Source organism: Lwoffella lincolnii (assembly GCF_002014765.1).
GTDB classification, from domain to species: Bacteria; Pseudomonadota; Gammaproteobacteria; order Pseudomonadales; family Moraxellaceae; genus Psychrobacter; species Psychrobacter lincolnii.
On sequence record NZ_MUYT01000008.1, the window covers coordinates 77,568 to 99,067 of the forward strand.

At 39.7% G+C, this 21,500-nt stretch carries 19 protein-coding genes; 12 read left to right on the plus strand and 7 right to left on the minus strand.

The window, feature by feature from the left end:
- Window positions 1–565 precede the first annotated feature (565 nt).
- Window positions 566–1,195: a thiol:disulfide interchange protein DsbA/DsbL gene (locus tag B0682_RS06900; RefSeq protein WP_078307709.1), complete on the plus strand. Its 630-nt coding sequence runs from the start codon at window positions 566–568 to the stop codon at window positions 1,193–1,195.
- 75 nt (window positions 1,196–1,270) lie between these two features.
- Here the strand turns inward: B0682_RS06900 and B0682_RS06905 are convergent, their stop codons facing one another.
- Window positions 1,271–3,679 (minus strand): autotransporter family protein, encoded by a 2,409-nt coding sequence (locus B0682_RS06905; protein ID WP_078307710.1) that lies wholly within the window; start codon window positions 3,677–3,679, stop codon window positions 1,271–1,273.
- A gap of 266 nt (window positions 3,680–3,945) precedes the next feature.
- Between B0682_RS06905 and B0682_RS06910 the strand changes: the two genes are divergently transcribed.
- From B0682_RS06910 to B0682_RS06935, 6 genes are all read left to right on the plus strand, one after another.
- Window positions 3,946–4,701 carry an Lcl C-terminal domain-containing protein gene (locus tag B0682_RS06910; protein WP_158077878.1) on the plus strand — a complete coding sequence of 252 codons (756 nt, stop codon included), beginning with the start codon at window positions 3,946–3,948 and terminating at the stop codon, window positions 4,699–4,701.
- Between the two features lie 74 nt (window positions 4,702–4,775).
- Complete coding sequence (locus tag B0682_RS06915) at window positions 4,776–5,321, plus strand: Lcl C-terminal domain-containing protein (RefSeq protein WP_078307714.1); 546 nt, start codon at window positions 4,776–4,778, stop codon at window positions 5,319–5,321.
- 95 nt (window positions 5,322–5,416) lie between these two features.
- On the plus strand, window positions 5,417–6,382 hold the full coding sequence (locus B0682_RS06920; RefSeq protein WP_078307715.1) for a ChaN family lipoprotein: 966 nt from the start codon (window positions 5,417–5,419) through the stop codon (window positions 6,380–6,382).
- Window positions 6,383–6,538: 156 nt separating this feature from the next.
- Entirely contained in the window at window positions 6,539–8,623 is a 2,085-nt protein-coding gene (locus B0682_RS06925) for a prolyl oligopeptidase family serine peptidase (protein ID WP_158077879.1), read from the plus strand.
- 73 nt (window positions 8,624–8,696) lie between these two features.
- On the plus strand, window positions 8,697–10,970 hold the full coding sequence (locus B0682_RS06930) for a TonB-dependent receptor domain-containing protein (protein WP_078307718.1): 2,274 nt from the start codon (window positions 8,697–8,699) through the stop codon (window positions 10,968–10,970).
- Between the two features lie 185 nt (window positions 10,971–11,155).
- The gene (locus B0682_RS06935) at window positions 11,156–12,016 is read left to right on the plus strand and encodes an energy transducer TonB (protein ID WP_158077880.1); all 861 of its coding nucleotides are present in this window, start codon (window positions 11,156–11,158) and stop codon (window positions 12,014–12,016) included.
- A 14-nt stretch (window positions 12,017–12,030) separates the two neighbouring features.
- Here B0682_RS06935 and B0682_RS06940 read toward each other — a convergent pair whose 3' ends face one another.
- A complete protein-coding gene (locus tag B0682_RS06940) occupies window positions 12,031–13,527 on the minus strand; it encodes a UvrD-helicase domain-containing protein (RefSeq protein WP_078307722.1) in 1,497 nt (498 codons plus the stop codon).
- Between the two features lie 349 nt (window positions 13,528–13,876).
- Here B0682_RS06940 and B0682_RS06945 point away from each other — a divergent pair, with 349 nt between their 5' ends.
- Window positions 13,877–15,358 carry an NAD-dependent succinate-semialdehyde dehydrogenase gene (locus B0682_RS06945; protein ID WP_078307723.1) on the plus strand — a complete coding sequence of 494 codons (1,482 nt, stop codon included), beginning with the start codon at window positions 13,877–13,879 and terminating at the stop codon, window positions 15,356–15,358.
- A 141-nt stretch (window positions 15,359–15,499) separates the two neighbouring features.
- On the opposite strand, the gene tatC is transcribed toward B0682_RS06945, so the two are convergent.
- The 5 genes from tatC to B0682_RS06970 form a co-directional block, all read right to left on the minus strand.
- Window positions 15,500–16,213 carry a twin-arginine translocase subunit TatC gene (tatC, locus tag B0682_RS06950; RefSeq protein WP_240494918.1) on the minus strand — a complete coding sequence of 238 codons (714 nt, stop codon included), beginning with the start codon at window positions 16,211–16,213 and terminating at the stop codon, window positions 15,500–15,502.
- 146 nt (window positions 16,214–16,359) lie between these two features.
- Entirely contained in the window at window positions 16,360–16,920 is a 561-nt protein-coding gene (tatB, locus tag B0682_RS06955; protein WP_338044659.1) for a Sec-independent protein translocase protein TatB, read from the minus strand.
- Window positions 16,921–16,956: 36 nt separating this feature from the next.
- Entirely contained in the window at window positions 16,957–17,208 is a 252-nt protein-coding gene (gene tatA, locus B0682_RS06960; protein WP_078307792.1) for a Sec-independent protein translocase subunit TatA, read from the minus strand.
- A gap of 111 nt (window positions 17,209–17,319) precedes the next feature.
- A complete protein-coding gene (gene hisI, locus B0682_RS06965) occupies window positions 17,320–18,204 on the minus strand; it encodes a phosphoribosyl-AMP cyclohydrolase (RefSeq protein WP_205760118.1) in 885 nt (294 codons plus the stop codon).
- Between the two features lie 44 nt (window positions 18,205–18,248).
- On the minus strand, window positions 18,249–18,722 hold the full coding sequence (locus B0682_RS06970) for an acyl-CoA thioesterase (protein ID WP_240494912.1): 474 nt from the start codon (window positions 18,720–18,722) through the stop codon (window positions 18,249–18,251).
- 610 nt (window positions 18,723–19,332) lie between these two features.
- Here B0682_RS06970 and rpmI point away from each other — a divergent pair.
- From rpmI to nusB, 4 genes are all read left to right on the plus strand, one after another.
- The gene (gene rpmI / locus B0682_RS06975) at window positions 19,333–19,530 is read left to right on the plus strand and encodes a 50S ribosomal protein L35 (RefSeq protein WP_078307728.1); all 198 of its coding nucleotides are present in this window, start codon (window positions 19,333–19,335) and stop codon (window positions 19,528–19,530) included.
- 51 nt (window positions 19,531–19,581) lie between these two features.
- Window positions 19,582–19,938, plus strand: a complete 357-nt coding sequence (gene rplT, locus B0682_RS06980; protein WP_078307729.1) for a 50S ribosomal protein L20 — start codon at window positions 19,582–19,584, stop codon at window positions 19,936–19,938.
- A 141-nt stretch (window positions 19,939–20,079) separates the two neighbouring features.
- The gene (gene ribH, locus B0682_RS06985) at window positions 20,080–20,601 is read left to right on the plus strand and encodes a 6,7-dimethyl-8-ribityllumazine synthase (RefSeq protein ID WP_078307731.1); all 522 of its coding nucleotides are present in this window, start codon (window positions 20,080–20,082) and stop codon (window positions 20,599–20,601) included.
- Between the two features lie 146 nt (window positions 20,602–20,747).
- Entirely contained in the window at window positions 20,748–21,338 is a 591-nt protein-coding gene (gene nusB, locus B0682_RS06990) for a transcription antitermination factor NusB (protein WP_078307732.1), read from the plus strand.
- Window positions 21,339–21,500: the final 162 nt, after the last annotated feature.

Below are 21,500 nucleotides of genomic sequence, written 5' to 3' on the forward strand. Positions count from 1 at the left end.
TTAATATTGGTACTAACATTGGTATCAGACACGTGCATGGTGTGTTCCATCATAATGGTTGTCAAGAAGATGACTTTGGTTGATTTTGGTTGATATGGTTGTCAAGAATGGTTATGAACATGGTCATCATTCTAGCAAATTTCTACCACAAATAAATCAATGAATGTCAGAGACAAACAAGAAAAGCAGCATCAACAATTCTTTACGGCAAATCATGGACAAAATGGGTTATCCTAAACTGGTATCATATTGTAAAATTTAACTCATCGTGCGTAATTCTCCACCTATAATCTTTGATTTGGGTGGAGATGTAAGCACGGAGCGACCTAAGCAGGCGTTAGCTGATGTGGCAGGACTTGCTACTGTGTAAAGAGTTCCCTCATGCCGATACTATTCAGCGATGGTGGCATGACGAAGGGTAACAACTCAATCTAAGCTTGGGTTGTTATGGGTCGCAAGGATTCTCACGCCTACCGCTAGGTTTGGTGGTGGGAGTATGTCAATACAAAACGTCAAAATCAAACCTTGATGCAAAATTTAGACACAAAACAACATAGGAGCATTTATGAAACTTGCCTTTAATCTCGCCGCCACCGCCTTGGCTGTTGGCATCAGCATGGTGGGCATCACCGCCCACGCCGCCACCTTTCAAGAAGGCACGGATTACCATGTATTAGACAATCCAGACAACATCAAAGGCGACAACGTGGTGGTGCGTGAGTTTTTTTGGTATGGTTGCCCACACTGCTATTCACTTGAACCACACATGGATAAGTGGCTAAAATCCAAGCCTGCTGATGTGGCATTTTTCCGTACCCCTGCCGCCATGAACCCAGTATGGGAAACCAACGCTCGTGGCTTTTATGCTGCACAACTGATGGGCCATGAAGACAAAACCCATATCCAACTATTTGATGCCATTCACAAAGGCAACGAACGTCCTTTTGACAAAGCGTCCTTAACCAACTGGTATACCGCTCAAGGTCTGGATAAAGGCAAATTCTCTGGATTGTATGACTCATTTGCTGTCAACGCTCGCATTGCTCGTACTCAAGAAGCCTCACAACGATATGGCCTCACAGGTGTGCCTGCGGTGGTGGTGCATGGCAAATATGTGGTACAAGGAGAAAGCGAAAAAGTACCGCAAGTGGTGGATTTTTTAATTGATAAGGTGCGTGCAGAGAACAAACAATAAATAAGTGCTTGAAATAAATGCTTGTTACCCTATATCTAGGTTCTTATAAACCATCAATATAGGGTAACTTGTTTGTTAAAACTGACTGTGTAAGCTTACCCCCATGTGTTGCCTTTTATGCGATTTTTGCCATTGCCCTTGATAATCTAAAGTGATATTAATATTGGGTGTTAGGTTCATGCCAAGCCCCATGCCTGCCAATAGGCTTGTTTGTGCAATGTCATCACCTGATATGCTAAATTTTTTATTTGGATTAACACCAAAGGCTGTGGTTGTTTGCGTGCGACGACTACCATTTTCTAACATACCTGCCAACATGCCATCTATAAAGACAACGTGATTTAAAGGCTGTTTAAATCGCATGCCAAACATAGAATACAAGCTTTTATGGCTGTTATCATCAACATGTAAATTTAAGATATTATTGCCTGTTTCTTGATAAGCAGGAGAATTGACTTGAACATAATCTAGCGTAGCGAAGGGCGTTAAGTGCTTATCTTTTGTGCCTATTTGGTATGATACGCCAATACCCGCTTGTTTACTATGGGCTTGATATTTGCCATTTGTAGAAATGGTGGTATTGGATAAGGTGAGTTTGCGAGTGGCATCAATATCGCTTTTACCCCCACCGACATAGCCATGTAACTGGGTATTGCCATTATGAAATCCTGTATAGAAAATAGCCTGAGTGGTTTTGGCTTTTAGGTCATGGTAAGCAAGTGATTTTTTGCTGTCAACTTGGCTGGATATCTTACCAAGAATCAAACCTAATTTAATCTGCCCAAAATTACCATCAATACCTGCCATGACACCTTTATCTGTTTTATCAAATCCTAATAGTCCATTAGTTGGATTATCTTGAGAGCTTGTGTTATTAATGATGTTCGCCCATAAGTGACTGCCTTGTTGTGTGTGATGCAAAGCCAAAGGGGCATATTGATGTGATTGTGCGATGAGATGATTTACTTTTCCACCAATTATTGGTTGCATTTGAACTATGGTTTGGTTAATTTGATTTATGTTACCTTGATTTTGTAAGTTTTGGGCGTATAAATTTAAAGCATTACCCAGTGGGTTTTTAGGGTCAGCTAAAAAATCATCTAATGTCTCCGTTAGATTTAGTAGAGAATATTGTTTTTGGTCTTTAGCCATTTTGCTTAGGTTGACTTCAGGAGATTTTAGCTTGGTAGTCAGATGTACCGCATTGTCCTGATAATCTAAGGTCAATAATGGGTTGGCAATCTGATTGCCTTGGCTGTCTAGTACGTTAAATGCCTCTTTAGCAAACTGTCCTTTTAAGGTTTTGGCTTTGATGATATTTTGCCATATATGGTCATTATCCCTTACGCTGCCATCGAGCAACTGTTTGATGGCATCTTGAGCTTTGATTGTTAACCCACCGTTACTAATGTCTGCTGTGCCTGTAACGTTGAGCTTGCCATAGTCATTTTTATCATTTAAAGACAGATGTAATGTTTGGTTTGCTCCAAGAGTATAATCACCATTAATTTTTAAAGTACCTGATTCTAAGATGGTATTGCCAGTCCATTGTTTGCTGTTAGCATCTATGTTCAGCGTGCCTGTGCCTTTTTTGTGAAAGGTTTCTCCTGTTAATTTAGCAACTGCATTGAGTGTGGCATCATGGTCGCTAATCATGGTAAGATTTTTCAAAGTTGCTGTATCGCTATCTTTAAATCCATCAAACAACGTACTTGTTGGTTTCTCAGATAAAGTTAAGGCACTATCCGTTAGAGTAAATTTTGCGATATTATCGCCTGTTTTGTTAATGTCTTTAATTTCAAGACTGGCGTTATCAATATTAACACTACCATGGTTTATGTTTAAAACATTTGAATATAACTCTGATTTATTTTTAATGTCTAATTTACCAATACCATTTGTACCATTTGCCCCAACACTTAAACTTTCAGTTGCCATGACAATAGCATGGTCATCTGCAACGACACTGCCAGTACTATGATATTCTTGTCCTAGATTGATATGTTTAGCAGCAACATTTGACCCATCACCTATGATGTTAATCTCTCCTGTACCACCGCCGATGCCTCCTACAATCAATGCTTCACTGGCGGTTAAGGTTTGTCCGTTTTTGACATTTACCTTACCCACTGCATCACGCCCAATACCAAGTTTGATGTTACTTCCTGATACCACGCCACCACCTTGTATCTCTAAAGTGGTGGTATCATAGCCTCTCGTACCAATCAAAATTTCTTTTCTAGTGGTACTGGCATCTTCTCCTTGGGGTAATGTTAATGTCAGTGAACCGCCTTCACTGATGGTGATGGTACTCTCATTTGATAATAAAATTGTGTCATCATGTTCTTTGGCGGTGTTGATTTCTTGTGTTCTGGTGTACCTTTCAATGGCAATGGCTTGCGTACTTAATGCTGATAAGATGGTAATGCTTAATGTGGTCAAAGACAGCTTACCTATAATTTGGGTACGGTGGTTAGATGGCATACAACACTCCTGATACGATAAAAGATATTGGATAGTCTTTAATTTATCATAAATGTAATAATAATGATAATATTAATGAAAATAATTATCATTATTATTGTGTTGTTTTAGATAATTGTGCATAATACTAAATATACGGCGTATCAATGATGTGCTTACTTAATCATTATTTAAGCGTATAAACAAAACTGTCCAAACGTATCAGGTGATATGGTAGAGAGCGAATGAGTAGTCAATATTTTAATACAGACATGTTAAAGACCATCATGAAATATTACCCAAAACATCAATTACTATTCGGTATTGGGGTATTAGCTTTGATAACCGCCTGTGGTGGTGATGACAATCATGTGGATAGCAATAAAATAACATCATCAAAACCAGCTTTAACAACAGACATCACCACTAACCCCAACATAAATCATTCACAGTCTTTATCACCCCAATCTCATCTAGACATCAATGCCACAGGTGTTAATTTGTGTGCTGATGAAACCAGTAACCATAAAGACTGCACCAAACTTAGCAATGATTGGCAAAATCTAAAGCAAGATGCACAAATAAAAGCAGGCAAGCCATTGTCATATCAGCACATAAAAATAACAAATAGTCATGATGAATGTATACAAGATGTCAACACCAAACAATATTGGGAAAAGAAAACCACCACCAATAAAGACAAACGTTACACTTTTTCTGAAGCTGAAAATTATGTTAAAGCACTAAATGCACGGCGTTATTGTGGGCAAGATAACTGGCGACTGCCACAAATCTATGAATTGTATGCCTTAGTTGACTTTGGTAAAAATCCAAAAACTCAAGAACCCATTGATGATTTTTTCGCCAATGATTTGCCAGTAAGTGATGCTGATGAAGTGAGATATTGGTCAGCAACCATCAGTGCTGATGATTATACCCATGAACACACAGCTTGGTTAAAAACACTACAACTGAGACCATACCTTAGCCAAGGTAAACATGGTCGCAATACCCAGCATGCCGTACGTGCTGTTACTGATTAATCAGCAATTTTGTAAATAATTATTTTGTAAATAATTATCCGTGATAACTGCCATTATTCATTAAGGATTTATTCATGTATTCATTAACGCCAACACTAAAACAACAGCTAAAGATGGGAGGTGTTGTTTTGATGATTTTTCTAGGTGGCACACAACTGGCACAGGCTGACTGTTTTGATTTACCTAAAACCACCCCCAGCAGTCGCTTTACGCCTATAGGTGATGGTTCAAAAATCAAAGACACAAAAACCAACATTATTTGGCAACGTTGTGCCATTGGGCAAACATGGGATAACACTTCTCAAAACTGTGTAGGTAATGCCACAGTATTTAATAGTTGGCAGACCGCTTTACAATCAGTAGCTAGCATGGGAAAGAACACTTATTTACCCAATGTAAAGCAATTGATGAGTTTGGTTGAGCATGCTTGCCATGGGCCCGCCATCAATGAATCGGTATTTAAAGGATTTGACAAACAAGATGATGCAACATGGTACTGGTCATCAACACCTGACATGGCTGATGATAATAATGTGTATGCACTCAATTCTCATTCAGGAACAATCAGAAGTGTGGGTAAAAATTCAACTGGTGTGGTTCGAGCAGTGGTTTTTGAGTAAGGCAGACGCTATGTACAGCCTGAAGTTACCTAAAAACCACATACCAATCACATGGTTTTCAAAGTTTGACAGACATCATCGGATAATAAATCCTTATGAATATTGATAAACCTTTAGATGTACCAATCTCCATATTGATGATGGCTGTTATTTTTGCTGTCATATTAATGGGGTGTGCCTCAGACTACTCATTAAACCATTGGGAAAACCATCAATCTAATCAACACATAAAACAGCTTGAGCAGACACAAAGCACACATTCAAATCTAGAGTTATCAACCCTGATAAATAAATCACAAATTTTTGTGGCAGGAAGCCATGAACGCATGACGTTTGATGAATTTGTAACATATTTGGCAGATAAAGATTATTTAATTTTAGGGGAATATCACAACAATGCCACTCAGCATCAATTGGCATTAGCATTATTGCAAGCCCTGCATGGTCAACGAAAACAAGGCAGTCTATTACTGGAGATGTTACGCATCGACCAGCAACCGTTAATAGATAAGATACAACAAAACCCCCAAATGCTTAACCATCAATCATTAAAAACTGCTCTAAATTGGCAAAATTCATGGGACTGGTCAATATATGGTGATTTAGTGAAACACCCATTTATTCATAACTATAATCTCATTGCCACCAATTTGACCAATGATGAAGTTCAAATACTCATGCAAGGAGCGTATCCCATTAAAGGAAATAAATCAACCAGTTCGCATATTCAAAATACCATTAAAGAACATATTCTAGCCAACCATTCGATAGGTTCAAGTAAAGCACTAAGTCAAACCCAACAACAAATTGTAGACCACATGGTACAGGTTCAACAGTTTCGTGATAGACGCATGGCAGAAAAACTACTATCAGCAAAACAACCTGCATTTTTATTAACAGGTAATCTTCATGCAGATAAGCATATTGGCGTTCCCATACATGTGTTAGATATCACCGAAAAAATGCCCAATAAACCCAATGGTGCTGTGATTGTAATGGTGAATGAGCTGACAGAAGCTGACAGTAAGGAAGCTGACTTTATTTGGGTAATTAATGATTAATCTACCACATTTGTTTTTTTTCATCATGTGGCTCATATGCTCATCACATAGCCAAATCCATGTTTAGATTGGATAATTAACATGTTCAAGCAAAAATATTTATCAGTTCTATCTTTATTATTTATAACATCATACCCAGTTTGGGCAAAAAACAACGTGCCAGTTTTGATAAATACTGCTCCCATCATTGATAAACAGCCAAATTTTACAAATTGGCATGATGATTTACGCCTTGATGATTATGAATGGTTGGTTCACGATGCCAAAGCAGTAAAACATGGACTAATACAAGAAGATGCCCATGCAAATACAATTTTAGACTTAACCTTAGCTGATACCCTCATTGAAGAGATGAAACAACGTCAAGTTAAGCAACCCAAGTGGGAATATTGGCAACATGGGAAATTTGTCTTTAAAAAATCGCTGGTTGGTATGCCTAAATTTTATTATCAACCCAAAATAGAAAATAAAAGTTTACCCAATGCTTGGCGACCATTATGGCAAGGTGACAAACAAAAATCAGTGATGAATTTTTATGACATAAAATACCCAAAAATAAATTCAACTGGTACTCATGTTGCTATTGGCTATGATACCAAAGGTAACGAAAATTATCAGATAGCCATTACTTCATTAAACCAAACCAATCAACAAATAACCCCTATCATTTTTGATGATACTAATGGTGATTTTGTTTGGCTAAATGATGACACTTTACTGTATGTTAACCAAGCAGGCAATGAAGTATTGGCATATTCGCTAAAAACCAAACAAAGTACCAGTATACATAAAAGTCATTATGGGCTTTATGTCAGTTTGAGTACAGCAAGCTCAGATGAATATGTATTCATCACCATAAATAGTCAAACATCAGGAGAAGTTTGGTATTTAGATAAAAAAGTCAATCGTTTAATACCCACCCTATTTAAAGCAAGAACCCCCAACGTGGAATATTATTTAGACCATAATAAAAATGGAGGATTTTATCTTAAAACTAATGGTGATAGGCAGGGAAATTCCATGCCTAATTTTACTTTTTATCAAATGAATTCTTTATCTGATGATGAATTAGATAAATGGCGGACAGTTTTTACCCCAAAACAAAACCAAAGTTTCGAAAGTTTTTTTATCACAGGTGATTGGCTGATTATTAAGTTAAAAGAAAATGGGGTAACGACATTACTTTATCGACCCATTGAAAATAATTCTGATTCTAACCAATCAAATCAATCAATGTGGCACAAGTTAGAATTACCGAAAGAGCATGCCACGGTATGGCTACAAAGTAGCGGGTTCAGTGAGAACTTAGGTGAACTTAATTTTGGCAAAAACCTACTGAGAGTTGGTTATACATCAATGACCACACCGAAAACCGTTCTTACTTATCAATTAAATACAGGTCAATTACTTAATAAACCAAGTAATTTAGACTCTTCTGTAACAAGCCAACGGCTTATCGCCAAAAGCAAGGATAACACCCCTATTCCCATTACCTTGGTGTATAAAAAATCACAAGTTGGGTCAACTCAGTTACCGCAATTAATAGACAGACCCTTACTGGTTTATGGTTATGGGGCGTATGGGCATAGCTTAAATCCGATGTATGGTATGGGTTACAAAAGTCTATTGGATAGAGGATTTGTGTATGCTTTGGTACATGTGCGAGGGGGTGGTGAGCTAGGAGAAGCATGGCATCATGCAGGGCAAGGTTTAAATAAGCCAAACAGTTTTGCTGATTTTATTGCCGCCACACAATTTTTACAGAAACAAGGCATCAGCACACCACAAAAAACCTTTGCCATGGGCGAAAGTGCAGGTGGATTATTGATAGCTAACGCATGTGTACAAGCATCTCAGCTGTATCGGGGCTGTGTGCTACATATGCCTTTGCTTGATGTTTTATCTCCTATGTTAAGAAAGGGGGTAATTTTACCCAAAAGTGAATATGAAGAATGGGGCAATCCAACCAATAAGCATGCTTATAATATCATCAAAAGCTATAGCCCATATGAGATATTAACACCCAAGGTCTATCCTAATATGTTGGTGATTGTAGGACAAGAAGATGTCAGAAGTACGCCTACGGAGGCATTAAAATTTGTGGCGAAGTTACGTTCAATGAATGAATCAGACAATCATGTGTTATTAAAAGTGCATGATGGTGGACATAAAACAGGCGATGGAAGAATGATGAACAATGCCCTATCTTATGCGTTTATGTTAGATATATTACAGCAATAATGCAATAAAAATGCTGCCATAATCAAACACATGACTACCTGAAAATTTTTAAAAACTAATCCTTGGTAAACCCATGAATAAAATAACCACCACTTTTATATTAATACTCATTACCACCGCACAGACCAAGGCGAATGATGGTCATCATGACGCATTTAAAACGATAATCTTAGATGAAGTTAGCGTCCATGCACAAGAAAATAAAAAGGAGCATAAACTATTTGAAAAAGCTGGTTCAGTATCTAGTATTCATGAAAAACAAATAGAAGAAAGTGTTACAGGACTTGATAGCGTGATACGGGCATTACCTGGTACATTTACCTATATGGATACAAACCAAGGCACATTGCAGGTAAATGTGCGTGGTATGACGGGTTTTGGGCGAGTGAATACCTTGATTGATGGTGTCCCACAGACTTTATTTGGAATAACAGCAAGTAGCGAAGATGATAAAGGCTTTCATGAGGGTGGTGCAGGTACGTCCAGTACCTTTGGTGCGGTCATTGACCCCAATTTTTTAGTAGGAGCAGACATTCATAGAGGAGGAATGGTGGGTGCTGGTGGCATGAATGCGTTGATGGGCAATGCCAATTTTCGCACATTAGATGTGGAAGATGTGTTAACAAATGAACAACATTTTGGTGGGCAACTAAAATACAGTCATGGCAACAATAAATTGGGCAGCAATGCCATGATTGCCTTGGCAACTAAAATACCAATGAGTCAGGGAAAATTGGGAGCAGTGTTGGCCTTAAGTGGTGCAAATAAAGGCACAGACTATCAACGTGGTGATGGTAAATCAGCAAGCAGTAACGCTTATGCTGTTTCAAATGTACAAAAGCCCCGCTCCTATTTAGCAAAAATAAACTATCAAAATGATAATCATAAAACCACATTATCTGTCAGAGATTATGATTTAAATAGTGGCGGAAGAGTTTTAAGCAGTCAATCTTATGGACTGAATTATCGTTATGCACCAAGTCAAACTGATTTATCTAATTGGATTGACCTATCATTTTTGGCAAACATGACAATAAATGAACAGACATTAAATCCATCTGCCAAGTACTTTCAGTTAGACAAAGCAAAAAGCATCAATCGCTCAAGCCTGATTGATGTTAATAATACCAGTTATTTTTATCCTAAATTCGCTGACATCAGTACCACCATTGGGGTATCTTTGCAACAAAATGACTACCAAAGACAAGTTCAAGGACAGAATAATGACAATGAAATTCACACCCCTTTTGCTCCAACAGGCAAACAAACCATTTTAGGTTATTATATGAATAACACCTTAGAAAAAGGAAAATATACATTGGATTGGTCTGTGGGGCATACTCAAAGTAAGTTCAATGGTTTTAAGCCTGCATGTGGTGAGGTGGCGGGCATTGTGGTTCGTTGTTTTCCACAAGGTGAGGCGACTATTAATAAAAAAGATAACAAAACACAAGCAAAAATTCAGTTATCAGCACATATCAACGATTGGTTTCGCCCATTTATTAGCCACGCTCAAACCAGTCGTATGCCCAATATTCAAGAAGTATTTTTTAATAATGAAGGGGGCGGATCGATGAACCCATTTTTGCGTCCAGAAGTCGCCAAAACCAATGAGATTGGCTTTAACACACTAAAAACAGGCGTGTTTAAGGATAATGATACTTTAGGAATCAAAGCGGTGCATTTTAATAGCCGTATTGATGATTATATTCATGTACAGTCATTTTATTTAAAAAAAGATGGCAACTTGTCTAATAATATCAACGATGCCAACGCCAGCTTCCATGCCAAACTGGCGGTAAATTCTGTTAAACCTGTTTACAGCCATGGTTACGAATTAACTGCTAATTATACCGCATCCCCTATTTTTGGCACATTATCTTTTACTCGCATTCAGTCTGACCAACCTGTTGATAGCCACTCAGGGCATAGTGACTTTGGGTTTTCAGGTGGTGCAACAAGCCGTTTACCAGAATCCTATTGGACACTAAATGTTGGCACAAAAGGCTTTAATGAGAAACTTCAGCTTGCTAGTACGTTGAGATACTATGGTAAAAATGTTCGTTTAAGACCTGATGGTCTGCAGTCAGATGATGGCATAACCACTTATAAATTACAGACCTTACCTACAGCCCCCATTATCACTGACTTAAACATGTCATATCAGTTTAACAAAAATACATCGGTATATTTAGGGGTAGAAAATGTTTTTGATAAGCTCTATATTCACCCATTAAACCGCCAAAATTCAAATAACGAACAATATGGTGAAGACGGTGAAAGTTTTTTATTTAATAACTATGCCAGAGGGCGGACAGTAAAAATTGGAGCAAATTTACGATTCTAGAAAGTATGGTTTAAATAACATATATGATGACACATAGAATACTTAAACATACTTTAAAAACATGGCAACAACGGATTATTGTCTGTCTATTGGTATCGATACTGCATATCATGGTGATCATGTTGTTATGGACAGTCAAAATACCTGACCTGCCAAAAAGCTCTATCACCCCATTGGTGATAGAAATGATAAATCTAAATCAAACCAAATCCGCATCAGAGCCGTTAGTCACAATAACGGATAATAGCAATAATACTAACAAAAATAATAATACCAGTTCTAATAATAATACCAATAACACAATAAAAACCACACCTAAAAATAGCGTGCATAACACATTAAACAAGCCGTTAAAATCATTATCCACCATCAGCAGTCAAATCAATCAGATGGTTAACAACCAACCATCTGATAAACAAACAGAACCTGAAAAAAAGAATGAACTTGGAAAAGAGAATGAACTTGAAAGAGAAAAGAAAACAGATGAAAGCATAATTAATCCCAAGTCTTTGGATAATCAAACCAATAATTTCTTCGATGAACAGTTGTCTGATAATAAAACAAATCAAAAGTCAGCAATACATCAGATAAATATCAACAAAGACGGTAATACAGATTTTGTAAACACATCAAATGATGATATGCACACTAATGGTACATACAACACTGGTACGCACAACACGATGACAGATGTCGCAGATGAAGGTCATAAAACCACTCAAAATGACATGTCTTATTCCGTTTTAGAACAAAATTGGCAAGCACAAGTTCGTCTACAATTAGAACATCACCTAATATACCCCAAACAAGCACTTGCAAAGCAATGGGGTGGACAGGTTTTTTTAAAAATTACCGTTGATGCCAATGGTGTGGTTCAGGCAGTCACGATTGCTAAATCTAGCTCAAAAAACATACTAGACAATGAAGCAATTGCCACCACTAAGCGTGCTTCACCATTACCCCCACCACCTGCTACGTTATTACAAGCAAAAAAAACGATAACCTTTAATGTCCCTATGAGTTTTAATTATCAAAAATATCAATAAACGCAAAATACTAATCAGGTGAATATCAGCTTTTTATTTGCCTGCAATCCATTCACCAAATCGCTGATGGCATGAATGTCCAAATGTTGCTGTGCCCGTGTGGTTGCCACATATAAAAGTCGCAACTCTTCTGGGGCAACTTTGATGCCGTGTGTGCTGACATCATAATAAAAATCGTCATCAAGCTGTACTTTTGACCATTCAAGCCCCTTGGCTTTATGGGCGGTGGAGATGACATAATCGGCGTGGGCAGGTTGGCTTAGCCGATTGACGGCCTTGATGAGCACGTTTGTGCCGTGGTCATCTACCAATTTAACCAAAGTCTTGATGTCGCTGCCCTCGCTGGTCTCAGCATAGTCTTGTACATCACGCCAATTATAAAAATACGCCAACTCGGGCACACCATAAGCGGGATAACCTTGTTTAAGGTTATTTGCTGCTTCACAAAACTTAAGCATGCGTTCAGTGTCAGCTTGTAGGGCTATTTTATACCCTTGCTTAAGTCCAGACAATAATTGCACCATGGCAGCGGCATTGGTGCGACACAGTATGGCATCTTTTTGCCCTTGCTTTGGTATTTTAACCACCTCTGACTGCTTATTTGGATTGCCCCTAAGTGGCACCTCTTCTTGTAATGCTTTTAAAAACACATTGGCAATTTGGGCAATCGGCTCACCAAAACGAAACGACTGGGTTAATAAAGACTGAGGCAAGGGTAAGCGTTTCATGGCATTAACCGCCCCACGCCATTCATATATTTGTTGATGAGCATCACCCACATAGATGACTTGGCTGGGCTGCTGAGTCAAAATGCCCATCATTAAAGGGTCAGCATCTTGAGCTTCATCAAATAACAAAAAATCGGCAGGGATAACAGGCCTAGATAATGCCCACAGTTTCAGATAAATGTCATGCCCAATACCAGCAGAATGACGGGGGTCTATCGATTGTAGCCAACGTTGTTCCACAGCAGGGTACAGTCGTTCTCTGAGCTGTTCGGCTTCATCTTGAGCAATCCAGTTGGGCAAAGGAATGTGGCGAGACGCTGGGTAACTGGCGTGCGTGCTACAAAATTGGCTGACCGCATCGCTGACAAAGCGTGCCAACCGAGCAGGCGATAAAGTAACCAGTTGATTTTTGCCTTCAATTTTACGTCTTACCTGCACACGCTCTAACCCCAAATCATTGCCCAAACGGTCAAGCGATGAACGAGGCAACGACAGCTTGGCGGTGATGTCTCGTGGCACATGACGATATGCCAATGAATGAAAGGTACGACACTCCACATGTGCTGGAAACTTAGTTTGAGCTTCTGTGGCAATTGCCTTGTTAAACGCCAAATACAGCCCCCGACCACGCAACCGTTCACCAATCAACTTTAAGGTTGTGGTCTTACCAGCCCCAGCATACGCCACAATCTTAAATGACTTGCCATCCATCGCCATGTTCAATGCCGTGAGCTGTTCTTCGGTTGGCTGGTTCATATAGATGGGCATGTTTATGTGAGACATAAGCAACTTAAATAAATGGCAGACTAAATGGGATAAGATGAGATAAGACTATAGCAAATTAACAGCCAGTAAAAAACATATAAAATGTATGATTCACTTTTACCATCTAAACCCCTACCAACTGGGGGTAATTTTTTGGACAGCTGGCGTACTGCACGCCTCTACAAGGTCAAAGCAAATTGGGTCATTCCAAGTTTCTTTGGCAAGTTATTTGCTTAAATATTGATTAATGGATTTAATGGATTTACCATTATAATAAATGATGCGTCATCAAAAATTTGCGTCATCAACCATGAAAGATGATTTTGACAGTCTGTTTATGACAACGATAAGATAAAAGGAAATGACCATGCCTACTTTACAAGACCCAAGTTTACTGCGTCAGCAAGCGTTTATTAACAATCAGTGGATTAACGCCAGTGAGACCAGTAACAATACCAATACCAGTAACAATGACACGTCTGATGTCATTAACCCCTTTAACGGTCAAGTCATCGGCACGATTCCTAATCTGTCTAAAGAACAAGTCACTCAAGCAGTCACATTTGCACATCAAGCTCAAACCAAGTGGGCAAAAAAAACCGCCAAAGAACGCAGTCACATATTAAACAAATGGGCAGATTTGATTGACCAGCACAAAGAAGATTTGGCGACCATCATGACCAGCGAACAAGGCAAGCCAATCAGTGAATCTCGAGGTGAGATAGACTATGCCAACAGCTTTATACGTTGGTTTGCCGAAGAGGGCAAACGAGTGTATGGAGATGTTATCCCTGCCACTGATAAAAATTTGCGTTATGTCATCTTAAAACAACCCATTGGTGTGTGTGCAGCGATTACCCCATGGAATTTTCCTGCGGCAATGATTACTCGTAAGGTTGCTCCTGCTTTGGCAGCAGGTTGTACCATGCTTGTTAAGCCTGCAACCGAAACACCATTGACAGCTTTAGCATTAGCAGAACTTGCCCTACGTGCTGGACTGCCTGCAGGGGTTTTACAAATCATCACAGGCAAGTCTTCGATTGTGGGCGAAGTATTCACCCAAGATGACCGTATTCAAAAACTCTCCTTTACAGGTTCAACCGAAGTGGGTCGAACATTAATGTCTCAGTGTGCATCGACGGTAAAAAAACTGTCAATGGAGCTGGGTGGTAATGCCCCTTTTATCGTATTTGAAGATGCCAATCTTGACCATGCTGTTACAGGGTTGATTGCGTCAAAGTATCGCAACGCTGGACAAACGTGTGTGTGTGCCAACCGAATTTACGTGCATTCATCAATAAAAAACCAATTTTTAAGCCTTTTTAAGCAAAAAGTTGACGCACTTAACGTTGGCAATGGCATGAACTCAGATGTGGAGATTGGACCGCTCATCAACCAAGACGCATTAGACAAAGTGCAAAAACTGCTAAAAGATGCGACTGATAAAGGGGCAACGCTTGTTACAGGCGGACAAAAACATCATGCTTCTGATTTAAGCTTTGAGCCAACAATCATTACCGATATTAGTGATGATATGGACATTGCTCACGAAGAAATTTTTGGACCGATTGCGCCTGTGTTTATTTTTGATGACGAAGAACAAGTGATGAACCACGCCAATAAAACCATTTATGGCTTGGCAGCTTATTTTTATACCCAAGATTTAAAACGCTCATGGCGGGTAACCGAAGGCTTAGAATATGGCATGGTTGCCCAAAACACAGGCGTATTATCTACTGAAGTTGCCCCATTTGGCGGCATCAAGCAATCAGGATTTGGGCGTGAGGGTTCAAAATACGGCATTGAAGAGTATGTTACAACCAAATATTGGTGTGTTGATATCAATTGATATCAATTAAAACACATTAGCGTTACTTAAGCATCAATTTAACTTATCGTGCGTCATGCTCCACCCATCTCTTTTACTCTGATGGTCTTTAACGACGGTCTTTGACTTGGTGAGTTAGGAACAAACATCAGCATAAGCAATCTAACGGCTGCTTTTTTGGGTCAGCAACACATTTGCCAACACCAATCCTAACTCAAACAACCACCACATGGGAATGGCAAGCAACAACATCGACAGACCATCAGGCGGTGTTACCACAGCCGAAACCGCAAAACAACCAACAATGATATAACGACGCTTATCCGCCAGCGACTTGGTAGATACCACCCCTGCCAACACCAACAGCAACGTTAACACAGGTATTTCAAACGTCGCCCCAAACACCAAAAACAGCTTCATGGCAAAACTTAAATAACTGTCAATATCGGTCATCGGTAATACATTATCAGGTGCAAACAGAATAAAAAACCTTAGCACCCCTGTCAGCACCACATAATAAGCAAACGCCACCCCTGCATAAAACAACACCACCGATGACAGCAAAACAGGAACGGCAATTTTCTTTTCGTGCTTATACAAGCCAGGGGCAACAAACGCCCAAATTTGATATAAAATCATCGGCATTGCCAAAAATACCGCCAAAAATAACGTCAATCTGATGGGTGTCATAAAAGGCGTGGTTATATCAGTGGCAATCATGGACGAACCAGCAGGTAATAACGCCACCAAAGGACTTGAAAACAACGCATACAACTCTCGAGCAAACCCAACCAATAATAAAAAAATCAGCAACACGCCCCCAAAAATCTTAATCAAACGACCACGTAGCTCAATCAGATGTTCGGTAATGGGCATGTCGCTTAACGTCTCTGGCACATTGCTTTGTTGAGACTGCTGGGTGGACAAGGTGGTGCTGTCATCGGTAGCAGGGCTGGGGGTGTCCGATTTTTGTGAGTCTTTGGACTGATGGTCTGCGTTCATGCGAATTGGGCTTAAATTGTTTATTTTTTAGGGTCATTTTGGTTGATGTTATTTTGGTTGGGCTTATCTTGATTGAGATGGTTTTTATTGAGATGGTTTTGGTCGACAAGTGATGACTGATTTGTCAACAGGACTTGATTAAGTAAGGGGTCAGCACGTAAATTGGGCAATCTGGGTGCAGGCGGTAGGCGACGCATTTTTTCTGCATCACCAATCACAAACCAACGCCCTGCCAATGGCACATTAGCCATCTGGCTAACATCTGCTGGTAAATACGTGGTTTTATTTTGGGCTGCTTGTTGTTGCATCTGTTGTAGGTTACCATGCAACGCTTGCATTTGTTGTTGTATTTGTGCTTCAGTTTGGCGAATTTTCGCCAGCTCTGCTTGTAGCTGTTTGCGAGTTTCTGCCAAATCCAGCTCAGTTTCAATGTCATGTTGTAAATTGGCAACAGTACGGCGAAATTTGGCATACCATTGCCCTGCCGTACGTGCCGCCTGTGGCAACTTCTCTGGCCCTAAAATAATCAAAGCCAACGCTGAGAAAATCAGCAGTTCAGAAAAACCAATATCAAACATCATCGCATCGCATCAAAAACCAAAAAGTCAAAAACCCAATCAACCTTGTTGCTCATCTTGATAAACACGCTGGTCAGCAGGTGTGTTTTTTTTATGGTCTAATGCTTCATGGTCTAACACACGGTTTTGTTGGACACGCTGTTCTTTTTCATCGTCTCTGACCGCATTTTTAAAATCTCTGACCGCACCACCCACATCTTTACCAAAATTTTTAAGCTTGGCAGTACCAAACACCACCACCACCACCACCAATAAAATAATCCAATGGATAATAGAAAAACCGCCGCCCATGTCATGTTCCTTATATGTTTGCTTATTTTTGTTTTGGCACAAGCCAAAAAAATGATGCCAATAAAGGTCAAATGCCATCTCTTGTCTTGACCAACATTGACCAAAAGACGCTTAGTTGTTGTTACGATTGGCTTTTTCTGTCAATCCAGACAAACCAAACCGCCTTGCCAACTCTGTCAATACATGGCTTGAGTCCATATTAAACCACGCCAACATGACCATTGTATGAAACCATAAGTCAGCAATTTCATAAATCAAATCATTTTTTATAATCACTTGTGACGCATTGGTTGGTTTATCCAAGCGGTTTGTTGTGTTTGTTTGTGATAAGTGATGTGCATAATCTTTGGCAGCTATCAGGGTTTCGGTGGCTTCTTCGCCCACTTTTTCTAAGATTTTATTGATGCCTTTGGCATACAAACTGGCAACGTATGAATCATCAGCATCGGCAGTTTTACGAGCGTGTAGTTGTTTATCCAACTCAATCAATATGGTGGCTGGCTGGCTGTTAAATGTGGCAGAAGAAGTGTGTTGATTGTCGTTATGATTGTTGTTGTGATTGTTGTTGTTAGGATTATCGTCATTATGATTGTTGTTGCCATAAATATCATGCGGGGGTTTTAAAACAGCATCAACCGTCTGCCAAGTTGGGGTGGGACTTTGGGTGTCTAATCGCTGATAAAAACAAGACGCTCGTCCTGTATGGCAAGCGATGCCCCCTAACTGCGTTACCATTAATACGATGACATCAGCATCACAATCTAGGCGGATTTCATGAACAATTTGGGTATGCCCTGACGTTTCGCCCTTATGCCACAACTGACCACGAGAACGAGAAAAATACACCGCTGTGTTGGTTTGTGCAGTGAGCTTTAACGCCTCTTTATTCATCCAAGCCATCATCAAAATGCGTCCACTGGCGTGGTCTTGAGCAATGGCTGGTATCAGTCCATCAGCATTGTACTGTGGGGCATCTAGCCAATCGGCAGAAGAAATGACAGCAGACATGGCAGTTACCTTAATTTATCAAATCGAGTTTATCAAATTTCAAAGGGTTCATGATACAAAGCTTGCATCAGTTCATCATCAAATGTGGTCATTTGATTTTTGCGATAATCAAAGTTAACAATATTGGCTTGAGCCTTAGCAACCAAAGAGCCATCATACATGCGACTGACCTTAAAAATCATATTGGCAGTATGCTGATTGATGCCATCGATACCCACTTCAAATAATAACTCTTCTCTGGCCTTAATACGTGTGGGGAAATTGATTTGTAAATCCGTCATGATGGGACCTTGATAATTGGCATTCACGTCCTTGATGCCTTGCGAATAAAAGTAGCGTGCTTTTGCTTCAGTCAGCAAGGCACACATGGCTTCCATGGTCAAAAACTGTCCAACATCAATCTCAGTATAGCGGACACGCATGACGGTCTCAAACACAAACATGCTTTCATTTAGCGTGATTTCTTGCGTTGCCAAGATAAGCTCCTTAATCTTATTTATTTTCATTGATGATGTCTTTAACAAGGTAAAGCAGAAGGTGTTTTTAATATCGTATCTTTATAGAAGACATTTTATAGAATGTATTATTTCATCATCGCCATCATTGCATTTTTTGTAAAAGTAAACCTTTGTATCATATCAGCATCATGGCAAAAGTTGTATAGAAAATCACAAAAAATCCAGCAAAAATCACTTAGTGTACAGGCGTACAATCCTACTTATCCATACTGACCGTTTGGACAATGAGATGACACAACCATGACAAGACAAAAAACAGTCAAGAAAACGTTTGATAAAAACCTTTGATAAAAAAATCTTTGATGATCATTGCCAAATATAATCATTGCCAAAAAAGAACCAATTTGCTAAAATCTCATCTCCCACCTCAAGGCATATGGCGGTTTTCAGTCATGCTTTAAGACAACTCAAAGACAGCGTTAAAACAGCTTAGCCTTTAGGCTGTTCAAAAGTCTTTAGGCTGTTAAAAGTTTTTGACTGTTAAACCCAAACTCATTGGGTGTTCACTCATTAAGTTAACCCGCTGTATGACAAACAGGTATTTTATCAAGGCAATGTCATTGTAAAATCAAGCATTGTGTGATTAAGAGGTCTTCTTATGAAAGTTAAATTAAAAACCAAACGTGGTGCTGCTAAGCGTTTTAAAAAAACCGCCACTGGCTTTAAGCGTAAGCAAGCATTTAAGCGTCATATTCTAACCAAAAAATCTCCTAAGCGTATTCGTCAATTGCGTGGATTAACAATGGTACACAAGTCAGATGAAGCATCTATCCGCCGCATGTGTCCATACATCTAAATCTGTCTTTTTTTTTCGCAATTTTTTGATTACATAATATAGGAGAGCATCATGGCTCGTGTAAAACGTGGTGTACAAGCAAATCGCCGTCATAAAAAAATCTTAAATCGTGCCAAAGGCTACTATGGGGCACGCTCTCGTGTGTATCGTGTGGCGGTACAGGCAGTTACCAAAGCTGGTCAATATGCGTATCGTGACCGCCGTAATAAAAAGCGTTCATTCCGTCGTTTGTGGATTGCTCGTATTAACGCAGGTGCTCGTCAAAATGGCTTAAGCTACAATCGCTTTATCAACGGCTTAAAGCGTGCCAATATTGAGATTGACCGCCGTGTGTTGGCTGACATTGCAATGCATGATGCCAAAGCATTCACTGCTTTAACTGAGCAGGCAAAACAGGCCTTGGCATGATGAGTGCCAAAAACACATGACACAAAAAAGCCATTAAGCGTACTTAATGGCTTTTTGGCATATTGACACGCACATTGCATTGACACGCACATTGATACCAAGCATATTGATACCACGCACATTGATACATTAGGACACATCATGAACCTATCTCAACACAAAGCCAACATCACCCACATTGACGGTCAGCTACACCACAATCACAACACCCGTATCGGCATTGTGGTTGGTCGTTTTAACGGTTATATCGTTGAATCCTTGGTAGACGGAGCGATTGACACCTTATTGCGTCATGGCGTGGTTGGCAACAACATCACCGTGGTGCGTGTGCCAGGGGCATTTGAGTTACCCATTACTGCCCAACGCATGGCGGAATCTGACCACTTTGATGCCATCATCGCTCTTGGTGCGGTCATTCGTGGCAGCACACCCCACTTTGATTATGTGGCAGGCGAATCAGCAAAAGGTTTGGGTGGAGTGGCAACTGACTATGATATCCCTGTGGTGAATGGGGTATTAACCACCAATAGCATTGAACAAGCCATTGAGCGAGCTGGCACAAAAGCAGGCAACAAAGGTTCAGAAGCCGCCATGACTGCTCTTGAGATGGTGTCGGTATTAAATCAGTTAGATGACTTATCTGCTGATGATACAAACACCTAAGCCATATTTGTGCCATCAAAACAATCATAAGGGCAATCCATACAAGAAATCGCCCCAAACTTATCTAAGCATCACCTTATCTAAGCATCACTAAAGTATTACAAAAGTATCATCAATTCACTAAAGATTAAAGACACCAATATTCCATGCCCAAAGATAAATACAATGCTCAAACAAACATTGAGCCAAGCAATAACAACGATAACAACGGTAACAACAGCCAAACCATCACCTACAAAACCACTCACACCGCCGTACGCAAGGCAAGACGCTTTGCCCTACAAGGTCTTTATGAATGGCTGATGACTGACCGTCGTTTTGCCCAAATGGGTCAACATAATTGGCAATCCAACCCACCACACGCCATCGCTGCCCGTACTCGTGCTGATAATGCCATGCACACCGTACATTTAGGCTACTATCATCAGCTGATGCGTGATATCCCTGCCCAAATTGATGAATTAGAATCCCTGATTGTCAGCCAACTTGACAGAGAGTTATCCAAACTTGACATCATCGAACATGCCATTTTACTCATTGGCACTTATGAGCTTAAACATAGCCTACATATCCCCTATAAAGTGGTGTTAGATGAAGCAATGAAGCTCAATGTCCATTTTGGGGCAACCGATGCTCATAAGCTCATCAATGCCGTCATGGATAAGATTGCCAAAAATTTGCGTCAGCCAGAAGTACAAGCTGATAAACAAAAAACCAAAAATGAACACTCATTGTAAAACATCAAGACAGGACATGCCATACACCCCAAAACAACATGCCAAGTTAAAATTTGTGCTAAAATAGCCACGCATATTGGCAAAAATCTTCAATCAATCATCACATGTTTACCGTCTTTTTAAACCGTCTTAAACCGTCTTAAAGCGTCAAGCGTCAAGCGT